This is a genomic window from Kribbella solani, assembly GCF_014205295.1.
GTDB classification, from domain to species: Bacteria; Actinomycetota; Actinomycetes; order Propionibacteriales; family Kribbellaceae; genus Kribbella; species Kribbella solani.
On sequence record NZ_JACHNF010000001.1, the window covers coordinates 6,914,215 to 6,937,771 of the forward strand.

21 protein-coding genes are annotated in these 23,557 nt (G+C 67.3%); 7 read left to right on the plus strand and 14 right to left on the minus strand.

Going from position 1 to position 23,557, the window contains the following annotated elements:
* Positions 1-105 precede the first annotated feature (105 nt).
* From HDA44_RS32015 to HDA44_RS32025, 3 genes are read right to left on the minus strand one after another with little or no spacing between them, the layout of a single operon-like run.
* Complete coding sequence (locus tag HDA44_RS32015) at positions 106-1,008, minus strand: carbohydrate ABC transporter permease (protein ID WP_202887676.1); 903 nt, start codon at positions 1,006-1,008, stop codon at positions 106-108.
* The gene (locus HDA44_RS32020) at positions 1,005-1,949 is read right to left on the minus strand and encodes an ABC transporter permease (protein WP_184840853.1); all 945 of its coding nucleotides are present in this window, start codon (positions 1,947-1,949) and stop codon (positions 1,005-1,007) included. Before HDA44_RS32020 ends, HDA44_RS32015 begins: the two co-directional genes overlap by 4 nt.
* A complete protein-coding gene (locus tag HDA44_RS32025; RefSeq protein WP_184840855.1) occupies positions 1,950-3,572 on the minus strand; it encodes an extracellular solute-binding protein in 1,623 nt (540 codons plus the stop codon).
* A 47-nt stretch (positions 3,573-3,619) separates the two neighbouring features.
* On the opposite strand from HDA44_RS32025, the gene HDA44_RS32030 reads away from it, so the two are divergent.
* The 3 genes from HDA44_RS32030 to HDA44_RS32040 are packed head-to-tail and all read left to right on the plus strand — an operon-like array spanning position 3,620 to position 6,383.
* A complete protein-coding gene (locus HDA44_RS32030; protein WP_184840857.1) occupies positions 3,620-4,684 on the plus strand; it encodes a sialidase family protein in 1,065 nt (354 codons plus the stop codon).
* 14 nt (positions 4,685-4,698) lie between these two features.
* Positions 4,699-5,646 (plus strand): dihydrodipicolinate synthase family protein, encoded by a 948-nt coding sequence (locus HDA44_RS32035; RefSeq protein WP_184840859.1) that lies wholly within the window; start codon positions 4,699-4,701, stop codon positions 5,644-5,646.
* 26 nt (positions 5,647-5,672) lie between these two features.
* Complete coding sequence (locus HDA44_RS32040) at positions 5,673-6,383, plus strand: FadR/GntR family transcriptional regulator (RefSeq protein WP_184840861.1); 711 nt, start codon at positions 5,673-5,675, stop codon at positions 6,381-6,383.
* 51 nt (positions 6,384-6,434) lie between these two features.
* Here the strand turns inward: HDA44_RS32040 and HDA44_RS32045 are convergent, their stop codons facing one another.
* The 3 genes from HDA44_RS32045 to HDA44_RS32055 all read right to left on the minus strand — a co-directional run bounded on the left by HDA44_RS32045 (position 6,435) and on the right by HDA44_RS32055 (position 11,322).
* Positions 6,435-8,075 carry a DNA repair helicase XPB gene (locus HDA44_RS32045; RefSeq protein WP_184840863.1) on the minus strand — a complete coding sequence of 547 codons (1,641 nt, stop codon included), beginning with the start codon at positions 8,073-8,075 and terminating at the stop codon, positions 6,435-6,437.
* Positions 8,076-8,138: 63 nt separating this feature from the next.
* Positions 8,139-10,421, minus strand: a complete 2,283-nt coding sequence (locus HDA44_RS32050; RefSeq protein ID WP_184840864.1) for a helicase-associated domain-containing protein — start codon at positions 10,419-10,421, stop codon at positions 8,139-8,141.
* Between the two features lie 118 nt (positions 10,422-10,539).
* Complete coding sequence (locus tag HDA44_RS32055) at positions 10,540-11,322, minus strand: GNAT family N-acetyltransferase (protein WP_184840866.1); 783 nt, start codon at positions 11,320-11,322, stop codon at positions 10,540-10,542.
* A gap of 119 nt (positions 11,323-11,441) precedes the next feature.
* Between HDA44_RS32055 and HDA44_RS32060 the strand changes: the two genes are divergently transcribed.
* Positions 11,442-12,212 (plus strand): alpha/beta fold hydrolase, encoded by a 771-nt coding sequence (locus HDA44_RS32060; RefSeq protein WP_184840868.1) that lies wholly within the window; start codon positions 11,442-11,444, stop codon positions 12,210-12,212.
* A gap of 20 nt (positions 12,213-12,232) precedes the next feature.
* On the opposite strand, the gene HDA44_RS32065 is transcribed toward HDA44_RS32060, so the two are convergent.
* The 4 genes from HDA44_RS32065 to HDA44_RS32080 are packed head-to-tail and all read right to left on the minus strand — an operon-like array spanning position 12,233 to position 16,395.
* Entirely contained in the window at positions 12,233-13,042 is an 810-nt protein-coding gene (locus HDA44_RS32065; protein WP_184840871.1) for a metallophosphoesterase family protein, read from the minus strand.
* 1 nt (position 13,043) lies between these two features.
* Positions 13,044-14,279, minus strand: a complete 1,236-nt coding sequence (locus tag HDA44_RS32070; protein WP_184840873.1) for an Nramp family divalent metal transporter — start codon at positions 14,277-14,279, stop codon at positions 13,044-13,046.
* Positions 14,280-14,301: 22 nt separating this feature from the next.
* Positions 14,302-14,922 (minus strand): SIMPL domain-containing protein, encoded by a 621-nt coding sequence (locus HDA44_RS32075; RefSeq protein ID WP_184840875.1) that lies wholly within the window; start codon positions 14,920-14,922, stop codon positions 14,302-14,304.
* 21 nt (positions 14,923-14,943) lie between these two features.
* Positions 14,944-16,395, minus strand: coding sequence for a restriction endonuclease (locus HDA44_RS32080; RefSeq protein WP_238352596.1), 1,452 nt, complete (start codon positions 16,393-16,395; stop codon positions 14,944-14,946).
* Between the two features lie 186 nt (positions 16,396-16,581).
* On the opposite strand from HDA44_RS32080, the gene HDA44_RS32085 reads away from it, so the two are divergent.
* Positions 16,582-18,204, plus strand: coding sequence for an AMP-binding protein (locus tag HDA44_RS32085; RefSeq protein ID WP_184840880.1), 1,623 nt, complete (start codon positions 16,582-16,584; stop codon positions 18,202-18,204).
* On the opposite strand, the gene HDA44_RS32090 is transcribed toward HDA44_RS32085, so the two are convergent.
* Positions 18,140-19,318, minus strand: a complete 1,179-nt coding sequence (locus tag HDA44_RS32090; RefSeq protein WP_184840882.1) for an MFS transporter — start codon at positions 19,316-19,318, stop codon at positions 18,140-18,142. The two genes, HDA44_RS32085 and HDA44_RS32090, sit on opposite strands and share 65 nt — an antisense overlap.
* A 50-nt stretch (positions 19,319-19,368) precedes the next feature.
* Here HDA44_RS32090 and HDA44_RS32095 point away from each other — a divergent pair, with 50 nt between their 5' ends.
* Positions 19,369-19,803, plus strand: coding sequence for a winged helix-turn-helix transcriptional regulator (locus HDA44_RS32095; RefSeq protein ID WP_184840884.1), 435 nt, complete (start codon positions 19,369-19,371; stop codon positions 19,801-19,803).
* On the opposite strand, the gene HDA44_RS32100 is transcribed toward HDA44_RS32095, so the two are convergent.
* Positions 19,800-20,672 carry a LysR substrate-binding domain-containing protein gene (locus HDA44_RS32100; RefSeq protein ID WP_184840886.1) on the minus strand — a complete coding sequence of 291 codons (873 nt, stop codon included), beginning with the start codon at positions 20,670-20,672 and terminating at the stop codon, positions 19,800-19,802. The two genes, HDA44_RS32095 and HDA44_RS32100, sit on opposite strands and share 4 nt — an antisense overlap.
* An 89-nt stretch (positions 20,673-20,761) precedes the next feature.
* On the opposite strand from HDA44_RS32100, the gene HDA44_RS32105 reads away from it, so the two are divergent.
* Complete coding sequence (locus tag HDA44_RS32105; protein WP_184840888.1) at positions 20,762-21,991, plus strand: MFS transporter; 1,230 nt, start codon at positions 20,762-20,764, stop codon at positions 21,989-21,991.
* Here HDA44_RS32105 and HDA44_RS32110 read toward each other — a convergent pair.
* Together HDA44_RS32110 and HDA44_RS32115 are read right to left on the minus strand one after the other, a co-directional pair.
* Positions 21,922-22,887: a R2-like ligand-binding oxidase gene (locus HDA44_RS32110; RefSeq protein ID WP_184840890.1), complete on the minus strand. Its 966-nt coding sequence runs from the start codon at positions 22,885-22,887 to the stop codon at positions 21,922-21,924. The genes HDA44_RS32105 and HDA44_RS32110 overlap by 70 nt on opposite strands.
* The gene (locus tag HDA44_RS32115) at positions 22,884-23,477 is read right to left on the minus strand and encodes a TetR/AcrR family transcriptional regulator (RefSeq protein WP_184840892.1); all 594 of its coding nucleotides are present in this window, start codon (positions 23,475-23,477) and stop codon (positions 22,884-22,886) included. The genes HDA44_RS32110 and HDA44_RS32115 overlap by 4 nt, the downstream gene beginning before the upstream one ends.
* Between the last annotated feature and the right edge of the window lie 80 nt (positions 23,478-23,557).

Below are 23,557 nucleotides of genomic sequence, written 5' to 3' on the forward strand. Positions count from 1 at the left end.
CGACGGTACTCGTCGTTCGCTCAGGATTTACTCAGGCGCAACCCTGGCGTTGCCCTGGGCAACCCCCGAGCGACGGTTCGTGATCTGGCCGTCACGCCACCGCGATCAGCCCTTCACGGCGCCGGTCAGGACGCCCTTGGCGAAGTGCCGCTGCAGGAACGGGTAGATCAGCAGGATCGGAACGATCGACACCACCAGGATGGCCATCTGGATCGATGCCTGTGGCGGCAGCAGCTCGGTGCCCAGTTCGGCGCTGCCCAGCTGGGTGTCGTTGATGACGTACGTCCGCAGCACCAACTGCAACGGCCAGAGCTTGGAGTCGTTCAGGTAGAGCAGCGCGGAGAAGAACGCGTTCCAGTACGCCACCGCGTAGAACAGGCCGATCACGGACAGTACCGCCTTGGACAGCGGCAGCACGATGTACGAGAACGTCTTCAACTCACCCGCACCGTCGATCCGGGCGCTCTCGGTGATCTCGGTCGGCAGGTTCATGAAGAACGCCCGCAGTACGACCACGTTGAACGCGCTGATCATCGTCGGCACGATCAGCGCCCAGATGCTGTCCAGCAGACCGACGCCCTTGACGGTCAGGTACGTCGGGATGATGCCGGGGGAGAACAGCATGCTGAACAGCACCACCAGCAGGATCGGGCGTCCGGCCGTGAATCCGGGCCGAGCCAGCGCGTACGCCAGCAGGCACGACACGGTCAGGCTGAGCAGCGTACCGATGACCGTCACGAAGATACTGACGAACAGTGCCCTGGTGACCACGCCACCGGAGAACAGCGACTGGTACGCGGCGAAGTTCACCGACTTCGGGAAGAGCACCAGACCGCCGGACTCGTTGATCTGCTTGTTCGGCGCCACGCTGGTCGAGATCACTCCGACGAACGGGATGATCACGACCGCGCAGAACACCAGCAGCACGAGTCCCTTGAAGACGCGCATCGGCCACGACGGCATCGGTACGCCCTGAACAATTCTCCTGGGCCCGATCTTGCGACTCATCGGGAGTACACCCCCTGCTCTCCGAAGATGTGCGCCACCTTGTTCGCGGTGAGTACGAGGATGACGCCGACGACGCCCTTGACCAGACCGACCGCCGCCGCGACGCCCCAGGCACCACCGAGTACGCCGTTGTTGTAGACGTACGTGTCCAGTACTTCACTGACGTCTCGGCCGACCGCCTGTTGCTGCAGGATGATCTGCTCGAACCCGACGGTCAGTGAGTCACCCAGCCGCAGGATGAACAGCAGAATGATGATGCCGCGCAGACCGGGCAGCGTGACGTGCCAGAGCTGCCGCATCCGGCTGGCACCGTCGACACTCGCCGCCTCGTACAGCTGCGAGTCGATCTGGGACAGGGCGGCCAGGAACAGGATGGTGGCCCAGCCGGTGTCCTTCCAGATGATCTGCGACGTCAGTAGGACGTGGAACAGCTCGGAGTTCCCGATGATGTTGATCGTGGTCAGGTCGTGTGAGCGCAGGTAGTTGTTCAGCAGGCCGCTGCCGCCGAGCATCTGCTGGAACAGCGCGACCACGATCACCCAGGACATGAAGTGCGGCAGGTACAGGATGCTCTGGGCGATCCGCTTGATCCGCTCCGAGAACAAGGAGTTCAGCAGCAGGGCGAGCAGGATCGGCGCCGGGAACACGAACACCGACTGCAGGCTGGTCAGGACCAGTGTGTTCTTCAACGCCCGCAGGAAAGCCGGATCACCGTTGAAGATGACGCTGAAGTTCGCCCAGCCCGACCAGTCGCTCCCACCGATGCCGAGGAACGGCTGGTAGTCCTTGAACGCGATCACGTTGCCGAGCAGCGGCACGTAGTGGAACGCGATGATCAACGCGGTACCGGGTAGCGCGAACAGCAGCAGCACCCGGTCCCGTACCAGCCGCCGGCCAAGACTCAAATGCTGCCCCGGCTGCTTCGTGGTCCTTTGCAGCATCTACTTCCCTGCCGTGTCTGCGTGAGCCTGCTCGAGCTCGGTCCGGATCTTGTCGCCGCCGGCGGACTTCCAGTCCTGCACACCGGCCGCCCATGCCGACACCGGCTTCTTGCCCTGCACGATCTGGTTCTCCAGGTCGAGCATGGTCTTGTTCAGCTGCGCCTGCTTCTTCGACAACGTGTCGGAGTACAGGCCGTACGACGCGTCGTACACGAGGCGGTCCGCGACCTTCTGCTGGATCGCGTGCTGCTTCTGGGGTACGTCCGGCTTGCCGGCCCAGTAGAGCGCCAGCGTGCTGTCGCTGATGTACTGCAGGCCGATACCGGTCTCCACCGTGCCGACCTTCGTCGGTACCGGGTCCGTACCCTGCAGCGTGTAGTGGCGGCCCGCCACGCCGTACTTGCGGAACAGATACTCCTCGGTGCCGAACGGTGCGGCCATCCAGTTGGCCACCTTCAGCAGCGTCTCGGCCGAGTGCTTGCTGTCCTTGCTGAACGAGGTGACGTTGTTCAGCGCCGAACCCATCCACGGCTTGCCTTCACCGCCGTCGAAGCCCGGCACGTCGAGCATGTTCACACCGAAGTTCGGATCGCCGGTGTTGTCGGCGTAGTACTGGTTCCAGGCCACGAAGCTGTCGTAGTCGAAGGCGGCGATGCCACCGTTGAACCACTGCTTGCGGGCACTCGCCTTGTCGTTGAACGCGTCCGGGTTGATCACCCCGGCGGCGACCATCTTCCGGCCCGCTTCCAGTGCCTGCTGCTGCGCCTCATGCTCGTACATCGAGCTGAACTTGCCGCCGTCCTGCTTCCAGACGTTGGGAATCCCCAGCATCATCCGGATCGTCGAGATCGGCACCCGGGTCCAGGCCCACTTGTTCTGCTTCGGCGCGGTCAGCTCCTTGGCCAGGTCGAAGAACTCCTGGAAGTTCTTCGGCGCCGGGTTCTTGATGCCCTTCGCGGCGAGCAGGTCCTCGCGGTAGAGCGCCAGCGACGTACGCGACATCCCGCGCGGCACCGGCACGCCGTAGATCGCGCCGTTGAAGACGCAGCCCTTCCAGTACTCGGACGGGATGTTCGCCAGGAACGGGTACTTCTTCGCGGCATCGCCGGACAGGTGCTCGGTCAGATCCATGCACTTGGACTTCACCAGGCCGGGGATCTGCGGCGTGTCGGTCGGGATGTTCAGGATGTCCGGCAGGTCACCGCCGGCGATCCGGGTGGCGAACTTGTCCTTGTACTCGTCGTTGGACGCCATGCTGATCTGCAGCTCGGAGCCGAGGCGCTTGTTGACCTCCTGCCAGAACTGGTTCTGGTCGGCGGCCGGCGGGATCGCGCCCGGGATGTTGGTCATGAACGTGATCGGCTTGCCGTCGCCGGGCACCTCGGTGATCGCCTTGACCGGGTTCGCCGGGTACTTCAGGAAGCCGTCCAGCACCACGTCCGTACCCGGCAGGTCCGGCTTGATCTCGCCGTACTTCGTGTACGTGGGCAGTTTGACGGCCGCGTTCGCGGTGGCAGCGTTCTTCTTGTCCGACGCGCACCCCGCCAGCAGCGGCGTACCCGTGACCGCGACAGCGGCGGCGGCCAGACCGCCGCCGAGGAATGATCTTCTGCTGACTGGCATGAGGCCTCACTTCCATCGGAGGGCCACACCATGACATAGTACGTCCTATGTCTTCAAGAGTCGGCGCGACGGAAATCGTCTTCGACCCCGCCGGGAGCGGCTACCACACGTTCCGCATCCCGTCCGTGCTGGCGAACGGCTCTGTGGTGCTGGCGTTCGCCGAGGGACGGCTGCACGGAGCTGGTGACGCCGGCGAGATCGAGATCGTGCTGCGGCGTTCCCTCGACGGCGGCCGGAGCTGGCTGCCGCTGCAGGTCGTGTCAGCAGTGGCCGGCAAGACCTGTGGCAACCCGGCGCCGTTGCTGGACCCGCAGTCCGGGGACGTCGTGCTGGTGACCGTGCAGAACGGTGCCGACGCAGTGGAGATGTCACTCGCCCGCGGTACTGATCCGGTCGACGGGCGGCGCGTCTTCGTACAGCGGTCGTCTGATGACGGTGCGACCTGGAGCGACGCCGAGGAGATCACTGCACAGGTCAAACCGGCTGACTGGGGCTGGTACGCGACTGGACCGTGTCACGGCATCACACTGCGCTCCGGGCGGCTGGTCGTACCGGCCAACCACTCGCACGTACCCACTGAGCCGGTGGATGACCTGATCCGGCTGAACGGTGGGCACTGCATCTACAGCGACGACGGCGGTCGTACCTGGTCGGTTGGCTTCGTGGACCGCAACGACGGGCCGGAGATCAACGCCAACGAGACCACAGTGGCCGAGTTGCCCGACGGGCGGTTGTACTTCAACGCCCGCAACCACCAGGGCACCGGCCCGGCCCGCGTACATGCCTGGTCGTCGGACGGCGGTCAGACGCTCGATGCGCCGTACACAGGGATTCCAGAGATCACCGCACCCGGTATCCAGGGCAGCGTGCTCTGCCTGCCGGACGGGCGGTTGCTGTTGTCCACACCGGTGAACCCGTCGTCCCGCCGCGAGCTGACCGTCTTCGTGTCCGAGGACTCCGGTGTGACGTGGAAGCCCGCCCTGGTCGTGCACGAGGGCATGGCCGGGTACTCCGATCTGGTGCTGCTCGCCGACGGCTCGATCGGCATCTTCTACGAGGCCGGTGAGACCTCGTCCTTCGCGACCCTGCGTTTCGCCACATTCGCCCTTTGAGGTTGGGAGACCCCTTGACCGTACCCGCCCAGACCACCGCCCGCCTGACCGGCGTCGTACCGCCGCTGGTCACTCCGCTGACACCCGAGTACGACGTCGACACCGCATCACTGGCCCGGCTGATCCAGTACCAGCTGGCCGGGGGCGTGGACGGGGTGTTCGTACTCGGCACCTCCGGCGAAGGCACGTTTCTGACCGACGAACAACGACAGGTCGTGCTGGAGACCACTGTCGCGGAGGTGGCCGGGCAGGTACCGGTGCTGGCCGGTGTGATCGACACATCGACCGGTCGGGTCGCCGCACACGTTTCTGCCGCGCTGAAGGCTGGTGTGGATGCACTGGTGGCGACAGCGCCGTTCTACGCCGCGACACATCCAGCGGAGATCGAGCGGCACTTCGTACGGCTCAAGTCACTGGCGGGTGACACGGCCATCTATGCGTACGACATCCCGTCCCGGGTGGGTACGAAGCTGTCGGCGTCGCTGGTGCTTTCGCTGGGGGAGCAGGGGGTGATTGCCGGGGTGAAGGACTCGTCGGGGCAGGAGACCAGCCTGCGGCAACTGGTGATCTCCCGGCGTGAGCTGGGTATGCGGGACTTCGCTGTGATGACCGGCTCCGAGGTGACGGTTGACTCGTCGCTGGCGTTCGGTGTTGATGGAGTTGTACCTGGGCTGGGGAACGTGGACCCGGCCGGGTACGTGCGGTTGTTCAAGACCGCGGTGGCCGGGGACGCCGCGGCCGCGCGGGCAGAGCAGGACCGGTTGTTCCGGCTGTTCGAGATCATCGAGGTGGCGGACCGGTCACGGATGGGCGCCAGTTCGTCGGCGCTGGGTGCGTTCAAGGCCGGGCTGTACGTGCTCGGCGTGATCGACTGCCCGGTGACGGCGTACCCGTGCATTCCGCTCAGCGACACCGAGATCGACGCCATCCGGCCGTTACTGGACCGTGCCGGATTACACTGAGCGGTCCTGACCAAGGGAGGCCGGCAGTGACAACGGGTGGGCTCAGCCGGGCACGAGGCGCGGCGGGAAACCAGTCCTTCATCCGGGACGCGATCAAGTCGTACATCCTGGAGCGCGGTCTGAAGGCAGGTGACCCGCTGCCGAACGAGCAGGACCTGATGGCGCAGCTGGGCGTCGGCCGGCACCCGCTGCGGGAGGCGATGAAGGCACTGCAGGCGGTCGGCATCATCGAGATCCGGCACGGCTACGGCACGTACGTCGGCGAGGTCAGCCTGCAGTCCCTCGAAGACGGTCTGGCCTTCCGGATGTCCCAGTCGATGGCCGGCGACCTCCGGGACGTACAGAACGTCCTGGAGGTCCGCCAGGCCATCGAGGTCGGTCTGGCCGACGACGTCGTCCGGCAGTTCCAGGAGCACGGCTACGACACCCTGGAGCCGATCGTCGAACGAATGGAAGCCCAGGCGGCCGAGGGCAACTACTTCCCCGACGAGGACTGGGCCTTTCACCAGGCCCTCTACGAGCCCCTAGGCAACGCCTTGGTGATCGACCTGCTGTCAGTCTTCTGGCGCACCTTCGCCCAGGTCGACGCCCGCCTCCCCGGTGCCCGTTACACCCCCGCCGACGCCGCCGCCTGGCACCGCGACCTCCTCCAGGCCCTCACCACCGGCAACCCCACCACCTACGCCCACTCAATGAAATCCCACTTCAACGGCATCCACACCCGCCTCGGCGAGTAACAGCGCACATCAGGGGAAAGGGTTTCTGCGTCAACGACTTTCCCCTGCTCCTCAGGTGAAGAGGTTTTCTGCGTCCACGATCGTGTACGCGTAGCCCTGTTCGGCCAGGAAGCGTTGGCGGTGGGCGGCGAATTCGGCGTCGATGGTGTCTCGGGCGACGATGGAGTAGAAGCGGGCGGTGCGGCCGTCGCCTTTGGGGCGGAGGACGCGGCCGAGGCGCTGGGCTTCTTCCTGGCGGGAGCCGAAGGTGCCGGAGACCTGGATGGCGACCGACGCCTCGGGGAGGTCGATGGAGAAGTTGGCGACCTTACTGACCACCAGCCGGGTGATCTCGCCGGCCCGGAACGCGTCGAACAGGCGCTGGCGTTCGCGGACCGTCGTCTCGCCCTTGATCACCGGACATTCGAGCCGTTCGCCCAGCTCGTCCAACTGGTCGATGTACTGACCGATGACCAGCAGCGGTTCATTCGCGTAGTGGTCGGCGATCTGCCGCACCAGCCTGGACTTGGCCGGCGTGGATGCCGCCAGCCGGTACCGGTCCTCCGGTTCAGCAGTCGCGTATACGAACCGCTCCGTCTGCTCCAGGTCGACGCGTACCTCGACGCAGTCCGCCGGTGCGATCCAGCCCTGTGCCTCGATGTCCTTCCACGGCGCGTCGTACCGCTTCGGCCCGATCAGCGAGAACACGTCGCCCTCACGGCCGTCCTCGCGGACCAGCGTGGCGGTCAGGCCGAGCCGCCGCCGGGTCTGCAGATCAGCGGTCATCCGGAAGATCGGCGCGGGCAGCAGGTGCACCTCGTCGTACACGATCAGGCCCCAGTCGCGCGCGTCGAACAGCTCCAGGTGCGTGTAAACGCCCTTCCGCCGCGTGGTCATCACCTGGTACGTGGCGATGGTGACCGGCCGGATCTCCTTCCGCGCACCGGAGTACTCGCCGATCTCGTCCTCGGTCAGCGTGGTGCGGCGGAGCAGCTCGTCCTTCCACTGCCGCGCGGACACCGTGTTAGTGACCAGGATCAGCGTGGTCGCCGACGCCTGTGCCATCGCGGCCGCACCGACGATCGTCTTGCCGGCACCACAAGGCAGTACGACGACACCAGAGCCGCCGTGCCAGAACGAGTCGGTCGCCTGCTCCTGGTACGGGCGCAGCTCCCACCCGTCACGTACGAGCTCGATCTTGTGCGCTTCGCCGTCGACGTACCCAGCCAGGTCCTCAGCCGGCCAACCGAGCTTCAGCAGGGTCTGCTTGAGATGCCCACGCTCCGACGGGTGCACCAGCACGGTGTCGTCGTCGAGCCGGTCGCCCAGCATCGGTTTGACCTTGTTGCTGCGGAGCACCTCCTCCAGCACCGGCCGGTCGGTCGTAACCAGGACCAGTCCGTGCTGCGGGTGCTTCTCCAGCCGCAGCCGCCCGTACCGATCCAGTGTCTCCGCTATGTCGACCAGCAGCGAGTGGGGAACCGGGTAGCGGCTGTAGCGCAGCAGCACGTCGATGACCTGCTCCGCGTCATGCCCTGCGGCCCGCGCGTTCCACAACCCCAGTGGCGTCAGCCGATAGGTGTGTACGTGCTCCGGCGCCCGCTCCAGCTCAGCAAACGGTGCAATGGCCTTCCGGCACTCGTTGGCATCCGCATGCGCCGTCTCCAACAACAACGTCTTGTCCGACTGCACGATCAGTGGACCGTCTGTCACCCGCTGCTCCTAACTTCGCCCCGACCCTCCATTGTGCCTGACCCCACCAACAACCAGGCCGGGCTACTCCACCGCGCGAGCAGCTGAGATCCGGTGCAGGGCGTACGTACGCGGGGTATCACTGGTGTCGTCGTACGCGGTCAGCCAGCCATCGGCCACCCGAGCGGGTTCGACGATGCGCTCGGAGGAGTGGCCGTTGTGGTCGACATAGGCGATCCACGTACGGGTATGGGACTCGGCCGCGTTGGTGAGGACCGCGATGGTTTCGGCGGGCGCGGCGGGTTCGGTGAGTCCCTCGTCGCCAGGCCGTTCGGCGGCGATCCGGTCGCCCGTACGGACCCTCTCGATCACTGCCTTCACCTGGTCGTCGGTCAGGTCGAACGCGGACTCGTTGAAGTCCCGGCTGGTACGGCGTCGTGGGGCCGTCCCACGACGCGGCGCGCCGGTCACATGGACCGCACCGTCGAACGTCTCGGCCAGCGGAGCCAGACCGGCGTCCCGCAACCGGCTCAGCACCATGTCCGGCGGCGACGGTGACACGACCACCGTCGGTGCGAGCCGGCGGAACCTGACCCCGGGCAGGTTCGACGTCAGCAGCTGCGTCACCACGTTCTCGTCGTCACACCGCAGGTACGTCGAAGCAGTTCCCAACCGCAGTACGCCATGGCGTCGCGCCACGTCGTCCACCAGGTACGTCAGTGGCTGCGGCACGGGCGTACGCGAATGCTCTGCCAACCAGGCGTGTAGCTGAGCCGCCGTACGCCCCAGGTCGAACGCACGCCGGACCGAGCTCTCACTGAACCGGTAGACCCCTGCACCACCATCGGACTCGACATCGGCCATCGCGGACAGCTCATCCTGTACGACACGCACCAACGGCCCAGGAGCTATTGCAGTGAGATCAGCCTGCAGCAGCACCTCTGACACCGGGTCAGGCATCAGCGGGCTGATCGCCGCAGCCAGCTCATCGACTGTCGGCTCTGACCCGAGTAACGGCTGCGCGTGCTTTGCCAGCGCGCCAAGCCCGGTCAGCCCGAGCAGCGCCGCTTCGGACACGCTCCACTCGACCAGGTCGTCCCGGAACTGCCCACCGCGCCGCGGCCGATGCCACGCCACCCAGGTCACCACAGACTCCGGGGAAGGCGCCGTACCAACAGCTGCCTGGGCCAGCGCCTGCAGCGTGAGCACTCGGATCTCCGGTGCGAGCAGTCGCTCCAGGTCCGGTGCCAATGCATTGATGAGTCGATCACGTGCAGCCGCAGTACCGCCGCCGCTGTCCCGTCGGCCGATCAGTCCGATCGCTCGGAGCCCAGAGAACCAGGCATTGACCAGCTGGCCCCAACGATGCGCCAGATCAAGCTCCAGCCAGTCGTCGTACCCACTGGTCGGCAGCCAGAGCTCACCGGTTCCTACTTCGACCGCAGCAACCAGACCGGCCGCGTACGCGATCTCCAGTACGGCCGCAGCCGTGTGCTCTTCCGCACCGATCTTCCCGGCCAGGCTGCGCAAGTCACGGACACCAACGCCACCCGTACGCAGCACAGGCGGCGGCTCCGTACTCAGCTGCTCCAGTGCCCGGTCAACGAGCCGCACCATGTCGAGAGCTGCACCGGCAGCGGCCCGGTCCGCGATACTTGCCGACACCTTCTTGCCGTCCAGCGGCGGCGGCACTGGCCTTGTCGACGCCAGCACCCGCCCGGCGCGCAGGTGCAGGCCGATCTGCCGCGGCAGCACAACCGTGTTCGCATCCTTGGGTACGACCAGGCCGCGCGCCAGCAACCGCTCCACTGGCGTACGGGCCGACGCGATCGTGACTGGACGATCTGCCTTCTCAACGGACCCGGTTGGTGGACCCCAGGTCAGTTTGTCGAGTACTGCACGCGCATCGGGACCAGCGTCCTCGATCAGCTTGTCCAGATCGCCGAAATGCCGGGTAGTACTCGGTCCGAGACCAGCTGGGGTGGGACCGAGTAGTTCGTGGACCGCGCGGATCAGCCGCAGGTCGTCGTCCGTACCCCAGATCAGGGCCAGGTCCAGCAGTTCGGCCACTCGTGGTCGCACTACCTCCACTGGCTGGCCGACGCCTTGTGCGAGCGTGTTCAGGTCGACTGGCTCGGGTAGTGCGGACAGTGACTCGAGTAGGTCGACGCCGAACTCGTCCAGCCGGTTGATGGCGCGGGCGGCGGACGCGTTGCTGGTCGCCCGGGCCGACAGCTGGCCGGTGTCCGCGGGGATCGGCAACGCGAGGTCAGGGCGCCGCCGGAGCAGTTCACCGAGCGCGGCGTCGTCCCAGCCCCGTAGCGCCTCAGCGAGGGTACGGGGGCGGGTCGGCTCGGTCGTGCTCATCCTTCCAAAGGTACGGCCCCAGTGGTCCGCACCCCAAGGCTGCCTCCGCCGCTGCCCCCCGCGGTCGGCACTCCACGGTTGCGCCCGGCAGTCGGCAGCCCGAGGTCGGTGCCTGCTGTCACTCGGCTGCGCCGGCGTGGCCGATCTGACGGAAGCCGACACGTTTGTAGACGGCGGCGACGGCCTCCGACTGCGCGGAGAGCATGACGACCTCGACGCCGTGGTCCAGCGCGTGTTCGACCAGAGTGGAGGTCACGGCCGCGGCCAGGCCCCGCCGGCGCATTGACGGCAGCGTACCGACGCCGACGATCTCCGACACGGTGTCGACCGGCTGGTGGTTCCCGCTGGCGACGATGCCGTCCGCAGTGTACGCGGCAGCGCCCACAGACACGCCACGCAGCATCCGGTCGCGCAGCGCCGCCGCCACGTCGTCCGGAACCTCAGTCGCCGCGGCGTCCCGCTCTGCCGGCCCAGCCGAGCCGACGCCGGTACCAGGCTCACTGAAGGCCAGACCGACCACCGCACGCGCCCGACGCACCTCGTTGTCGTCCGCCGGCAGGATCTCGCAGCGAGCATCAGCTACTGCCGGCCGGAAGTCCTTGCGCTCCAGCACCAGCAGCGGGTGTTCGACCACTGTCAGTCCAGCACTGATTGCAGCCGGTCCCAGCGACGGACAGGTCTCCACGACCCACTCGAAGCTCAGTGGGATCTCCAGCTCGGCACACCGCGCCCGTACGCGCTCGATGTCGTCCGGCGCGATCGTGGCGCCGGAGCCGGGCACTGGCCGCGCGTAGTACGGCCACACGGTCGTACTGCGGAACAGGGTGAACGGTCCGAGCTGTTCGGCAACCGCACCGGACAGTGGGACGCTGTGAAGGTAACTGTCAACTCTGGTGATCATCGCGAGGAAGTGAACCACCCGGAGCGGCCGGACGCCAAGGGTTATGTCGAAGTACGTCGATCGGCTCCGACGTGTCGTACGCCGGCAACAAGAGGCAAACGAGAGCCAAGGAGCGACAGATGGAGAAAGTGACGTCCGCGGACGGTACGGCGATCGCGTACGACCGGGTGGGCCACGGCGACCCGGTGATCCTGGTCGGGGGCGCCTTGTGCGACCGGGACTCGAACCGCCCACTGGCCGACGCTTTGGCGAGTCGGTTCGACGTGATCACGTACGACCGCCGCGGCCGCGGTGACTCCGGCGACACGACGCCGTACGCGGTGGAACGCGAGGTGGACGACCTCAACGCCCTGCTGGCGGTCCTCGGCGGCACGGCGGCCTTGTACGGGCACTCGTCCGGCGCTGGTTTGGCGGCGATCGCGGCGAGCAGAGGACTGCCGTGCACGAAGATCGCACTGCATGAGCCGCCGTACGGACCGGATGACGTGGACCCGTCCGACGACGGTGAGCACGTGCTAGAGCTGATCGGCGCCGGTCAGGGTCGCGAGGCGGTCGAGCTCTTCCTGATGATGACCGGCATGCCGCAAGCAGAAGCACTGGCCATCGCAGCCACGCCCGGGCTGGCCGAGCTGGCACCGACGCTCGCCTACGACTTCGCCGTGATGGGCTACGGCCTCAACGGCGGCGGTACGCCGGTGGAGCTGCTCCGCGCGGTCAAGCCGGAGACGCTGGTACTCGCAGGCACCGCGTCCGCGCCGTTCATGGTCGACGCGGCGCATCGGATCGTGTCGATCCTGCCATCGGCCCAGTACGCCGAACTCGCTGACCAGCACCACGCCGTACCACCGGAGGTGCTCGCTCCGGTACTGGCGGACTTCCTCAGGCGATGATCTCGAACGTCACGACCAGGTCAGCTGTTCGATGGGAGCGCTTCGGTGAGTTCTTCCAGTTCGACCACCAGACACGGGCCGCCGTCGAAGGCGCCGCCGTCGATGCCCAGGGCCAGCCCGTCGGCGTACAGGTGTGGGCCGGTCAGGAACTGGGCGTCGATGCCGAGCTGGTCGGCGACGATGCTGTGGCCGTGCACGATCCGGTGACCGCCCAGGTGCTGCAGCATGATCCGGGCGACCTCCGGGCCGCTCGGTCCGCGGAAGGCGTACCGAGAGGTCATCCGGCGCCAGATCTCCCACCACACCTCGATGTCGTCGGAGTGCAGCTGGGCGTGAGCCGCGGCGTTGATCTGGTCGCGGGTGTCACCCCACTCGACGTACTCGGAGGTGTCGGAGTGCATCAGTAGGTTGCCGGCGTCCAGGGCCAGCAGTGGCTGGTCGAGCAGCCACGCCACCTCCTCGTCCGTGAGCAACTCCTGGTCCCGGTCCAGGCCGCCGTTCAGCGCCCAGGACCGCTCGAAGCTGCGCAGCGTCAACCCGTCATGCGGTACGAACGTGTCACCGAACTTGTGCATCCCGAGCGCGAGGATCTCGTGGTTGCCCAGCAGCATCCGGATCGCGCCCGCCGGTGCTTGCGCGATCAGGCCGCGGACGTAGCGGAGTACGCCGATGCCGTCCGGGCCACGGTCGAAGAAGTCGCCGAGGAACCACAGCCGGGCGTCCGCACCGGCCCAGTTGCCGTCCGCGTCGGTGAGGCCGGCGGCGTGCAGGGCGGCGGTCAGTTTGTCCAGGTGGCCGTGGATGTCACTGACCGCGTACACCCGAGTCATGTCAGCCCCGCAGGGTCAGCACGACCAGGACGATGTTCAGGGCCGTGACGGCGGTGGCTACCAGGCATGCCGCGAGAGTAGTCGCCCGGCGGTTGACAAGGTCGCCCATGACGCGCCGGGATGCGGTCAATCTCACCAACGGCCACAGCGCGCACGGGATGCCGAAGCTCAGCACCACCTGCGAAATCACGAGTGCGCGGCTCGGGTCGATGCCAACCGCAAGCACAACCAGCGCCGGTACCAATGTGACCAGGCGGCGGACCGCCAGCGGTACGTGGCGCTGCCAGAAGCCGTCCAGGATCACCGAGCCCGCGTACGTACCCACTGAGGAGGAGGCGAAGCCACTGGCCAGCAGAGCGAGGGCGAACAGTAGGGCGGGCAGCTGGCCGAGTCGGTCGCCTATTGCCACATGGGCAGCGTCCAGCGAGTCAGCGCCGGTGCCTTTCAGAGCTGCGGCGGCCAGGACGACCATAGCGAGGTTGACTGCACCGGCCAGCGCCATTGCCACCGCTACGTCGAGCCGGGTGGCCCGTAGTACCCGCGACTTGCCGCTGGGGGAGCGGATCGCTTTCCAGTGGCGGTCGGTGACCAGCGCGCCGTGCAGCCAGATCGCGTGTGGCATCACGGTTGCGCCGAGCATGCCGGCCGCGAGTACGAGGGACTGCGTGCCGTCCAGGTGCGGCACCAGACCGCCGGCGACGCCGCTGGCAGACGGGCTGGCCTTGGCCGTTGATACGACGAAACCGATCAGTACTACGGCCAGTAGCCCGATGATCGCCGCCTCGAACGGACGCTGCCCGCGCTTCGACTGGTAGATCAGCAGGCCGAACGACACGAGACCGGTGATCACACCGCCAAGCAGGAGCGGTACGCCGAACAGGAGGTTCAGTGCGATCGCACCGCCGACCACCTCGGCCAGGTCGGTCGCGATGGCCACCAGCTCGGCCTGGGCCCACAGCCCGGTCGACGTGGAGCGTTTGAAGTGGTCCCGGCACAGCTGCGGCAGCGTACGCCCGGTGGCGATGCTCGCCTTGGCCGACAGGTACTGCACCAGCACGGCCATCAGGTTGGCGCCGACCACCACCCAGCAGAGCAGATAGCCGTACGTGGCGCCCGCTGCGATGTTGGTGGCGAAGTTACCCGGGTCGACGTACGCGACCGCCGCGACGAAGGCCGGTCCGAGCAACAACAACCCGGACCGGTTCAACTGCCGCTTCAACGGAGCCGGTGCGTACATGAGAGCAGTGTGTACTACACAGCTACGCCCAGGCGAACAGCACCTCGAGCGAAACCTCCACGGTGTGCTCACCGGGGGTGATGTTCAGGCTGGAGTCGTACGCGCCCTTGCCAAGCGCCGACACCGCCTCCGCCTGCATCGGAAAGCCACGCTGGCTCTCCGCGATCGCGGTCACCGACCCGAGCGAGAAGCCGGCCAACCCGGCCAACTGCTCCGCCTTCGCGGTGGCATGCCGGAACGCCAGCTCACGTGCCTGGACCAGCATCGCGCTCTTGTCCTCGATGTCGAACTGCAACCCGTGCAAGGCCAGGCTGTTGCCCGCAGCACCAACTGCCGCGTTCAGCAACGCGCCGAACCCGGTCAGGTCCTTCGTCTGCACCTGAATCGTGTGCGACGCCCGGTAGGCCGCGTCCGTACCCGGCTCCCGGTACTCCTGAAACACACTGACCGCACTGGTCTCCAGCTCCCCCTCCCCAACCCCCTGCCCCCGCAGCACCGCAACCACCGCATCAGTCCGCCCGCCCACGGCAGCCACCGCCGAAGCCACGTCCCCCGCCACCTGCTCCACCCCAAAAGTCACCCGCAAAACATCAGGCAACCCACGAACCTGCCCCGACCCGACAACACTCACCCCAGTATCCATAACCGCCAGTCTCGCATCCGCTCAGCTGGCTCGGGGGATTATTCGGGCGGGGATGTTGTGGTGGTGGCAGAGGGAGAGGAGGGCGGTGCCGTCTATTAGTTGGAGGGGTTTGCCGTTGGCGAACTGGTAGCTGGTGGGGCCGAAGCCGGAGGTGGTGATGAGGATGCCTTTGGTGGCGCCGGCGTCTACTACGGTGCCGAAGAGGTCGCGGACTGCTGAGGGTGGGACGGTGCGGGTCCACAGCTTGGCCTGGACGACGAACTTGCCGCCGGTGATCGGGCGGGGGTCGTACGCGACGCAGTCGATGCCGCCGTCGGTGCCGCGGCGGAACAGCTGGGTGTCGAGGCCCATGCGGGTCAGCAGGTTGTGGACCAGGTGTTCGAAGGACTCGGGGCTCAGGTCGAGTAGGTTCGGCCGGGCGTCGATTTCGCTGATCACGTCGACGGCTTCGATGGTACGTGGATCGGTCAGGTCGAACTCGAGTACCGGCTCGACCGGCTGTAGTTCCTCCGGGTGCCGTGACACCTCCGCCGCGAAGTAGTGCCGTACGCACGCCACTGGGTCGAGTTGGTCCAGTACGAGCGCCTGGTACTGCTCACGTGTCGCCCGCAACGTGATCAGACACGGTCGTACCGTCTGACCCGTGGTGAGGTCCACCGACTCCACCATGCCGTTGAAAACCACGGTGTCGACCACTCCGTACTGGTCGCTGCCGAAGACGAGGTGCAACGCCCGCAGCGCCAACTGCGCCACCAGCTGTTGGTACAGCCGCCGTAGCTCCAGTGGATCGCGCGGTACGGCAAGCACGGTGTCCAGTGCGCGGTCGTAGCGGTACGACTCCTCCGCCGGCACCACACTGACGTCCGGTAGGTCCCACTCCACCGCCAGCAACGTCGACTCGGGTACGTACGCGACCTTGCGCCGGCGTGGAAAGTCCAGTGGTTCCGGTACTCGGTCCAGCGCCTTCGTGAAGTAGCGCGTGACCGCCTCCCGATCGTGGTTCCGCACAGCGCGTTCGTACGCGTCTACCCGTGCATGCTGTTCAGCAGTCGCCTTGTCCAGCCGGCGTTGGTGTTCCACCTGTTCGCGGAGCGCCCGCGCCACCCGCTCCCGGCGGTTCTCCTCGAACGTCCGGTGCCGTTCGATCGCCTCGGCGAACCGGTCCTCCGCGTCGGCGAGCCGGCGGGCGAACCGGCGCTCGGCACCCCACCAGCGGAACCGGCCCGGCGGGTGGGGCACGAACGCATCCCAGACCGGTCCGGGATGCGCTTCGAGATCGGCCGGCGAAACCGTCGGCGGTGCCCGGCGCGGCGCCCGTTTCAGCGTCTGCAGGTCGGTGCCGTGGACGTCGACGGCGAGCGCGCCGGCCAGGATGCCGCCCAGGACCCGGACGTGTTCCCGCACCGCAGCGGTTCGCTGTGCCGCGTCCGCGGTGCGCCCGGGCGGACGGTCGCTGCGAGCGTGACCTGCCATGGATCGGTCCATCGCCTCACACCTCTCGACTCCAAGGTAACCGGCCAACCACGCTGCGCGACCGTTGTGACGGAGAGTTGGTAAGGACATTGCTTGCCGTCCACCCCCTGTTTCCTGCCGCACGTGCAGCTGCAAACGCACCCGACTGCTCTTGCCGCCGGCATCCGGTGGAGTGACGATGAAAAGATGAGCCTTCCGTCGTACGCGTCCGGGGTGTCCGAGGTCCCGTTGCTGGGCGAAACGATCGGGGCGAACCTCAGACGGACGATCGCGACGTACGGCGAGCACGACGCCCTGGTGGAGGTCCAGACCGGTAGACGCTGGACGTACGGCGAGTTCGGCGCCGAGGCCGAACTGGTCGCCCGCGGCCTGATCGCCCGCGGTATCGCGAAGGGTGACCGGGTCGGCATCTGGGCCCCGAACCGCGCCGAATGGACGATCACCCAGTACGCGACCGCGTTGATCGGCGCGATCCTGGTGAACATCAACCCCGCGTACCGTACGCACGAGCTGTCGTACGCCCTGAACCAGTCCGGCGTACGCACCCTCGTCTCGGCGACCGACTTCAAAACCAGCAACTACCGCGCGATGGTCGACGAGGTACGCCCGGACTGTCCCGCCCTGGAAGAAACGATCTACCTCGGCACCGGTGACTGGGACGCGCTCCGCGACGACGCGAGCCGGATCACCCTCGCGGAACTGAACGCCCGCGAGGCCGAGCTGTCCTTCGACGATCCGATCAACATCCAGTACACCAGCGGCACCACCGGCTTCCCGAAGGGCGCGACGCTTAGCCACCACAACATCCTGAACAACGGCTATTTCGTCACCGAAACGATCGCCTTCACCGCCGACGACCGGCTCTGCGTGCCAGTTCCGTTTTATCATTGCTTCGGTATGGTGATGGCCAACCTCGGTTGCACCACGCACGGTGCCTGCATGGTGATCCCGGCGCAGGCGTTCGACCCGGTCGCCACTCTGCAGGCGGTCCAGGACGAGCGGTGCACCGCCCTGTACGGCGTACCCACGATGTTCATCGCCGAACTCGGCCTGCCGGACTTCGCCGAGTACGACCTGACCTCCTTGCGTACCGGCGTGATGGCCGGATCTCCTTGCCCGGTCGAGGTGATGAAGCGTTGCGTCGCGGACATGCACATGGCCGAGGTGGCGATCTGCTACGGCATGACCGAGACCTCGCCGGTGTCCACCCAGACCCGGCGCGACGACGACCTGGATCGGCGTACGTCGACCGTTGGCCGGGTGATGCCCCACGTCGAGGTGAAGCTGGTCGATCCCGCCACCGGACTGATCGTCGAGCGTGGCGAACCGGGCGAGCTGTGCACCCGTGGGTACTCGGTGATGCTCGGCTACTGGGACGAGCCGGAGAAGACCGCCGAGGCGATCGACCAGGCCCGCTGGATGCACACCGGCGACCTGGCGACGATGCGCGCCGACGGGTACGTGAACATCGTCGGCCGGATCAAGGACATGGTCATCCGCGGCGGCGAGAACGTGTACCCGCGGGAGATCGAGGAGTTCCTCTACACGCATCCGTCGATCGCCGACGTGCAGGTGATCGGCGTACCGGACGCGAAGTACGGCGAGGAACTGTGCGCCTGGATCAAACTCAAGCCAGGCGCGGACCCACTCGACGCGGACGCCGTGAAGGCCTTCGCCACCGGGCGGCTGGCGCACTTCAAGATCCCGAAGTACGTGCTGCTGGTGGACGACTTCCCGATGACGGTCACGGGCAAGATTCGCAAGGTCGAGATGCGGGCGAAGTCCGTGGAACTGCTCGGATTGACGTGAGCAGCGCGCCGACCCCGAAGAGTCCGCCGAGCACGCTGACCGCCGTCCACCCGGCCCGCTCGTACAGTGCGGTCGACACGATCGCGCCCAGTCCGCTGCCGAGCGAGTAGAACACCATGTACCCGCCGATCAACCGGCTGCCCGCCTCCGGCCGCAACGGATAGATGCGGCTCTGGTTGGTGACGTGGATCGCCTGCACGGCGAGGTCGAGCAGGACCGCCCCGATCGCCAGCGCCACCAGCGTGTACGGCGTCCAGCCGATGACCAGCCAACTAGTTGCCAACAGCACCGAAGCGAGGGTGGTGACGAGCCGCCCGTGACCGCGATCGGCCAGCCGCCCGGCCGGTCCGGCGGCGAACGCGCCGGCGGCGCCGATCAGTCCGAAGATGCCGATCTCGGTGTGCGACAGGCCGCGTTCGGTCAAGGGCAGCGCGATCGCGCTCCACAGCGTGCTGAACGACGCGAAGATGAAGAACGCGCGGAGGGCGCTCTGGCGGAACAGCGGCTCGGTGGTCCACAGCTCGATCGTTGACCGCAGCAACTTTCCGTAGCTCAGCCCGGCCTTGGGTTGCGGGGTGGACCCGACCAGCGTCAGCGCGATCAGCAGACAGAGCGCGCAGGCAACGAAGTAGACCGCTCGCCAGCCCGCGACGTCGGTGAGCGCGCCGGACGCGGTCCGGGCCAGCAGGATGCCGACGACGATCCCGGTCGTGATCGTGCCGACCGTACGCCCGCGTCCGGCCGGATGGCTCAGCGCCGCGCCGTATGCGACCAGGGACTGCGTGACGACGGCGAGCGCTCCGATCGCGGCGAGGCCGACGAGCAACGTGGCGGCGCTTCCGGCCAGGCCGGTGACCAGAAGCGCGACCGCCAGCAGTACGAACTGGAGCTGGATCAGCCGCCGGCGGTCGAGCAGGTCGCCGAGCGGTACCAGGAAGAACAGACCGAGCCCATACCCGATCTGGGTGACGGTGACGAACAGGCCGACCGTGCCGGCGCTCAGCCCGAGGTCCGTGCCCATCGTGACCAGCAACGGCTGGGCGGCATAGACGGTCGAGACCGCGATCCCGGCCGCGACCGCGAGGAACAGGCGATGCCTGGAAATTGGTTGCATGTTGCTACCGTACGAGATATTGGTAGCATGATGCAACCAGGAGGTGCGGGATGGTCAAACGGACCAGGTTCGACGAGGAGAGTTGCCCGGTCGCGCGGTCGGTGGACGCGGTCGGCGACTGGTGGTCGCTGCTGATCGTGCGGGACGCGTTCGACGGCAGCCGCCGGTTCGGCGACTTCCAGCGCAGTCTCGGCGTGGCGAAGAACATCCTCAGTACTCGGCTGAAGGCCCTTGCCGACAACGGGATCCTCGAAATGGTCCCGTCCGGGGCGCGGCACGATTACGTCCTGACCGCGAAGGGTGAGGCCTTGTTCCCGGTGATCGTGGCGCTGCGCCAGTGGGGTGAGGCGTTCGCGTTCGCGCCGGGGGAGCCGCACTCGGAGCTGCTGGACCGCTGCGAGGGCCGGCCGCTGCGCGCCCTCGAGGTGCACGCGGCCGACGGCCGGCTGATCGCCCCCGAGGACACCGAGGTGCGAAAGGTCTAGAGCCCCGCCGCGAACGCCTTCAGGCTCGGCGTCTCCTCGCCGCGCCGCCAGATCAGCACCAGCCCCGAGTCGGGTACGCCGGTGAGCGGAATGCTGACGATGCCGCTCCGGAGGTGGTACGCGGCGGTCGGCTGACAGACGAGCATCGCCCCGTGCCCGGCCGCGATCAGCGACAACCCCTCCTGGAACGTCTGCACCTCCGGGCCGCGATGAATCAACGCGCCACCCGGCGTCTGCGTGGGCGCCTGCGCCTGCCGCCAGTACCCCGGCGCCGGCCCTTTGAAGCCGATCAGCGTCTCGCCGGCAAGCTCTTCGGCCTCGATGGTCGTGCGCCCGGCCAGTCGATGGCTGGTGCAGACGGCGAGCGTCTGCGGGTGCGTGGAGAAGACCGGCCCGACGACCAGATCGTCCTCGGCGACCGGCACCAGCACCACGGCCGCATCGATCGTCCCACGCCGCAGTGCCCCGAACGGGTCGTTCAGCGGGAGCTCGCAGGTTTCGATCAAGCAGTTCGGGTGATCGGACTGGAAGGCCGCGACGGCATTCAGGATCTCGTCGTTCGCCACGCCCTGGAAGCCGATCCGGAGCCTTCCCTTACCGTGGGTCGCGTGCTCGCGCGCGTTCTCGACCACCCGCTCCAGCGCGACGTACGCGGGCCGTAGTGACACCAGGAACTCCTTGCCGAGTGGAGTGAGCGCGACTCGGCGGCTGGTCCGCTCGAACAGTGGCCCGCCGATCCGCCGCTCCAGCGCTTGCAGTAGCTGGCTGACCCGGCTCTGCGAGAGGTAGAGACGTTCCGCCGTCCGGCCGAAGTGCAGCTCGTCGGCCAGTACCAGGAAGCACTCCAGCTCGCGGATCTCGACTGCCACGTTCGCCGCCACCTATCGATTAGCTCAGCTAATACAAGCATCTTCGGATCGTCGTTGTTCCCGGAATCATCTGGCCGCTGAATGGTGACATGACATCAATTCGCGCGGCGGACGGCGACCAGGAGACCAGCGCGGTCCGGACCCGCGGCTGGGCTGCCTCGGTGACGATGGCGGCGACCGTGTTCACCGTGGTGACCGCTGAGATGCTGCCGGTCGGCCTGCTCACCCCGCTGAGCTCGGCCCTGCACGTGACCGAGGGCGCGGCCGGCCTCAGCCTCACCGTGACCGGGATCGTGGCCGCGATCGCGCCGCCGGTGCTGCCGGCACTGCTCGGCAAACTCGATCGCAGGACCGTACTGAGTGCGCTGATGGTGCTGCTCGCGGTCGCCGCGTTCGCCGCCGCGGTGGCGCCGGTCTTCGCGGTGTACCTCGGCGCGCGCGTCCTGATGGGGATCTCGATCGGCGGGGTCTGGCTGCTCGCGGTCGGTCTCGCGCGCCGTGTCGTACCGGAGCACGCGGCCGGTCCGGCGACCTCGCTGATCTTCAGCGGGATCGGCATCGCTTCCGTGCTGGGGGTTCCGGCCGGTGCGTACGTCGGCGAGCTGGCCGGCTGGCGCTGGGCCTTCGCCGGCATCGGCGTGCTGTCGATCGCTCTGGCCGTGGCGCTGCGCCGTTACCTGCCATCGCTGGCCGCCGAGCAGGCCGTGCGGTTGCGGGATGTCGGGGCGGTGTTGCGGATTCGGCAGGTCCGGGTGGGGCTCGCGCTCGTCGCGTTGATCGTGACCGGCCACTTCGCCGCGTACACGTATGTCCGGCCGCTGATCGAGCCGCACACCGGGCCGGCGCTGATCGGTACGCTGCTGCTCGCGTACGGCGCGGCCGGTGTCGCCGGCAACTTTCTCAGCGGTGCGCTCCGGCCGGTCCGCGCGTTGATGATTGTTGCCGGCGGCATCGGATTGGTCGCGTACGCGATGCCGGTCCTCGGTACGACCCTGGCCGGATCACTTGTCTTGCTGGTGATCTGGGGTTTCGCGTACGGCGGCACGAGCGTTTCCACGCAGGCGTGGACGCACGCGGCGGCGCCCAGTGCCCCCGAATCATCGTCCGCTGTCCTGGTGGGGGTATTCAACGGATCGATCGCACTGGGCGCCTTCACCGGCGGCCAGGTCGCGGACCGTTTCGGCACGACCACGGTCACCTGGCTTCCCGCGGTACTCGCTACCGCGGCGCTTGCTGTGCTGCTGGCGAACTACCGGACGGCCGCAAGGGCGGCCGAGTCCTCGTCGCCGAAGGTGTCCTCGAGTTTCTCCGGCGAGTAGTCCAGGTCGATCCCGGCCACGTCCGCGCCGACCGCCGACTCGATCGCTCCGAGCCGGCGGGTGGCGCGATCACCCGCGTACGTCATCAGCGCCGTCGGGTTGATCTCGGCCGGCAGCTCGGGGGAGTTGTCCATCGCCCACTGGATCTGGGTCAGCGCGTGCGGCAGCAGCGATTCCATCGTGTCGGTGACGATCTGCCAGTTCGACGCGTCGGCGGCGACATGACGGCGGCAGGTGAACGTACCCCAGGCCATGTGCCGCCGCTCGTCGTCGCCGATCCGGCGGATCAGTTCCTGCATGCCGGGCAGCACGCCGCGGGCCGTACACAGCAGGTTCCAGGCGTGGTACCCGGTCAGGGCCAACGTCCCTTCCACCACGTGGTTGTACGTCACCGAGGCGCGCACCTGATTGGCCGGCGACGGATCGTCGGCGAGCGACTTCAGCGCGACCGGGAGCGCCTCGTAGAAGATCGCCCGGTACCCCGGGTTGTTCTCCACGTAGTGATGCAGATCCTCGGTGACACCGACCGCGTCCAGCCAGAGCCGGAAGACCGCGGTGTGCTTGGCCTCCTCGAAACAGAACTGGGTCAGGTACATCTCGTCGCCGAACCGGCCTTCGGCGGCCATCGCCTGCAGGAACGGCTGCAGGTCCTCGGTCACCGCCTCCTCGCCGGCGATGAACTGGGAGCAGAGCATCAACGCGTTGTCCTTGTCGTTGTCACTCAGCTCCTGCCAGTCCTTCGCGTCCTGGCTGAAGTCGATGTCGCGGGGGTTCCAGAACTTGCGGTTGCCCTTGTCGAACAGCCGCAACGGCAGCGCGTCCCAGTTCAGGCCGCCGGACCGCAGCGAGCTGAAGCCCTGTCGGTGCAGTGTCTTTTCCTGGGCAGGATTCGTCATGCGTGCTGCCTCCTGGATTCGGTCAAGAAGGGAGAGAGGACGCGAGCCAGCTGCGCCGCCACCACCGCGGGGGGAGGGCCCGGGGTGACGATGTGACTGATGACGACGCGCAAGGCGACGTCGACGCAGCTGGTCGCGTCCTCCGCCGGCACCTCCGGCCAGTGTTCCCGGACGTGTGCGTCCAGCCGGAGGTGCGCCAGTTCCAGCACCTGCTGTCCCCGTGTCGTCAGCAGCTGACTGGCCTGGTCCGATCCCGGCTGGCCCAGCGCCGCCTTCACCAGCGGGTTCTCCCCGGCCAGTGCGAGCGCCCGCTCCACGGCGGCCTTGAGACCGTCGATCGGATCGGACTGCTCGGCGAGCGCCGCGTTCACATCCAGCAGGAACCGCTCGGTCTCGCGTGCCGCGACGGCTTCCAGTACGCCCCACTTGTCGCCGAACTCGTTGTACACGGTCTGGCGGGACACCCCGGTACGACGGGCCACCTCGGCCATCCGGAGTCCGTCGTACCCACCTGTTTCGATGGCGTCCTGTGCGGCGTCCAGCAGCTCGTCGCGCAGCCGGCGCTTGGTCCGATCGGCAAACGAGTCCATGAGGACAGGGTTTACAAAAATGGCTCTGATGTCAAGTGGTCGGACACCATGTCCAAGAATGTCAACCAGGTTGGGATGCG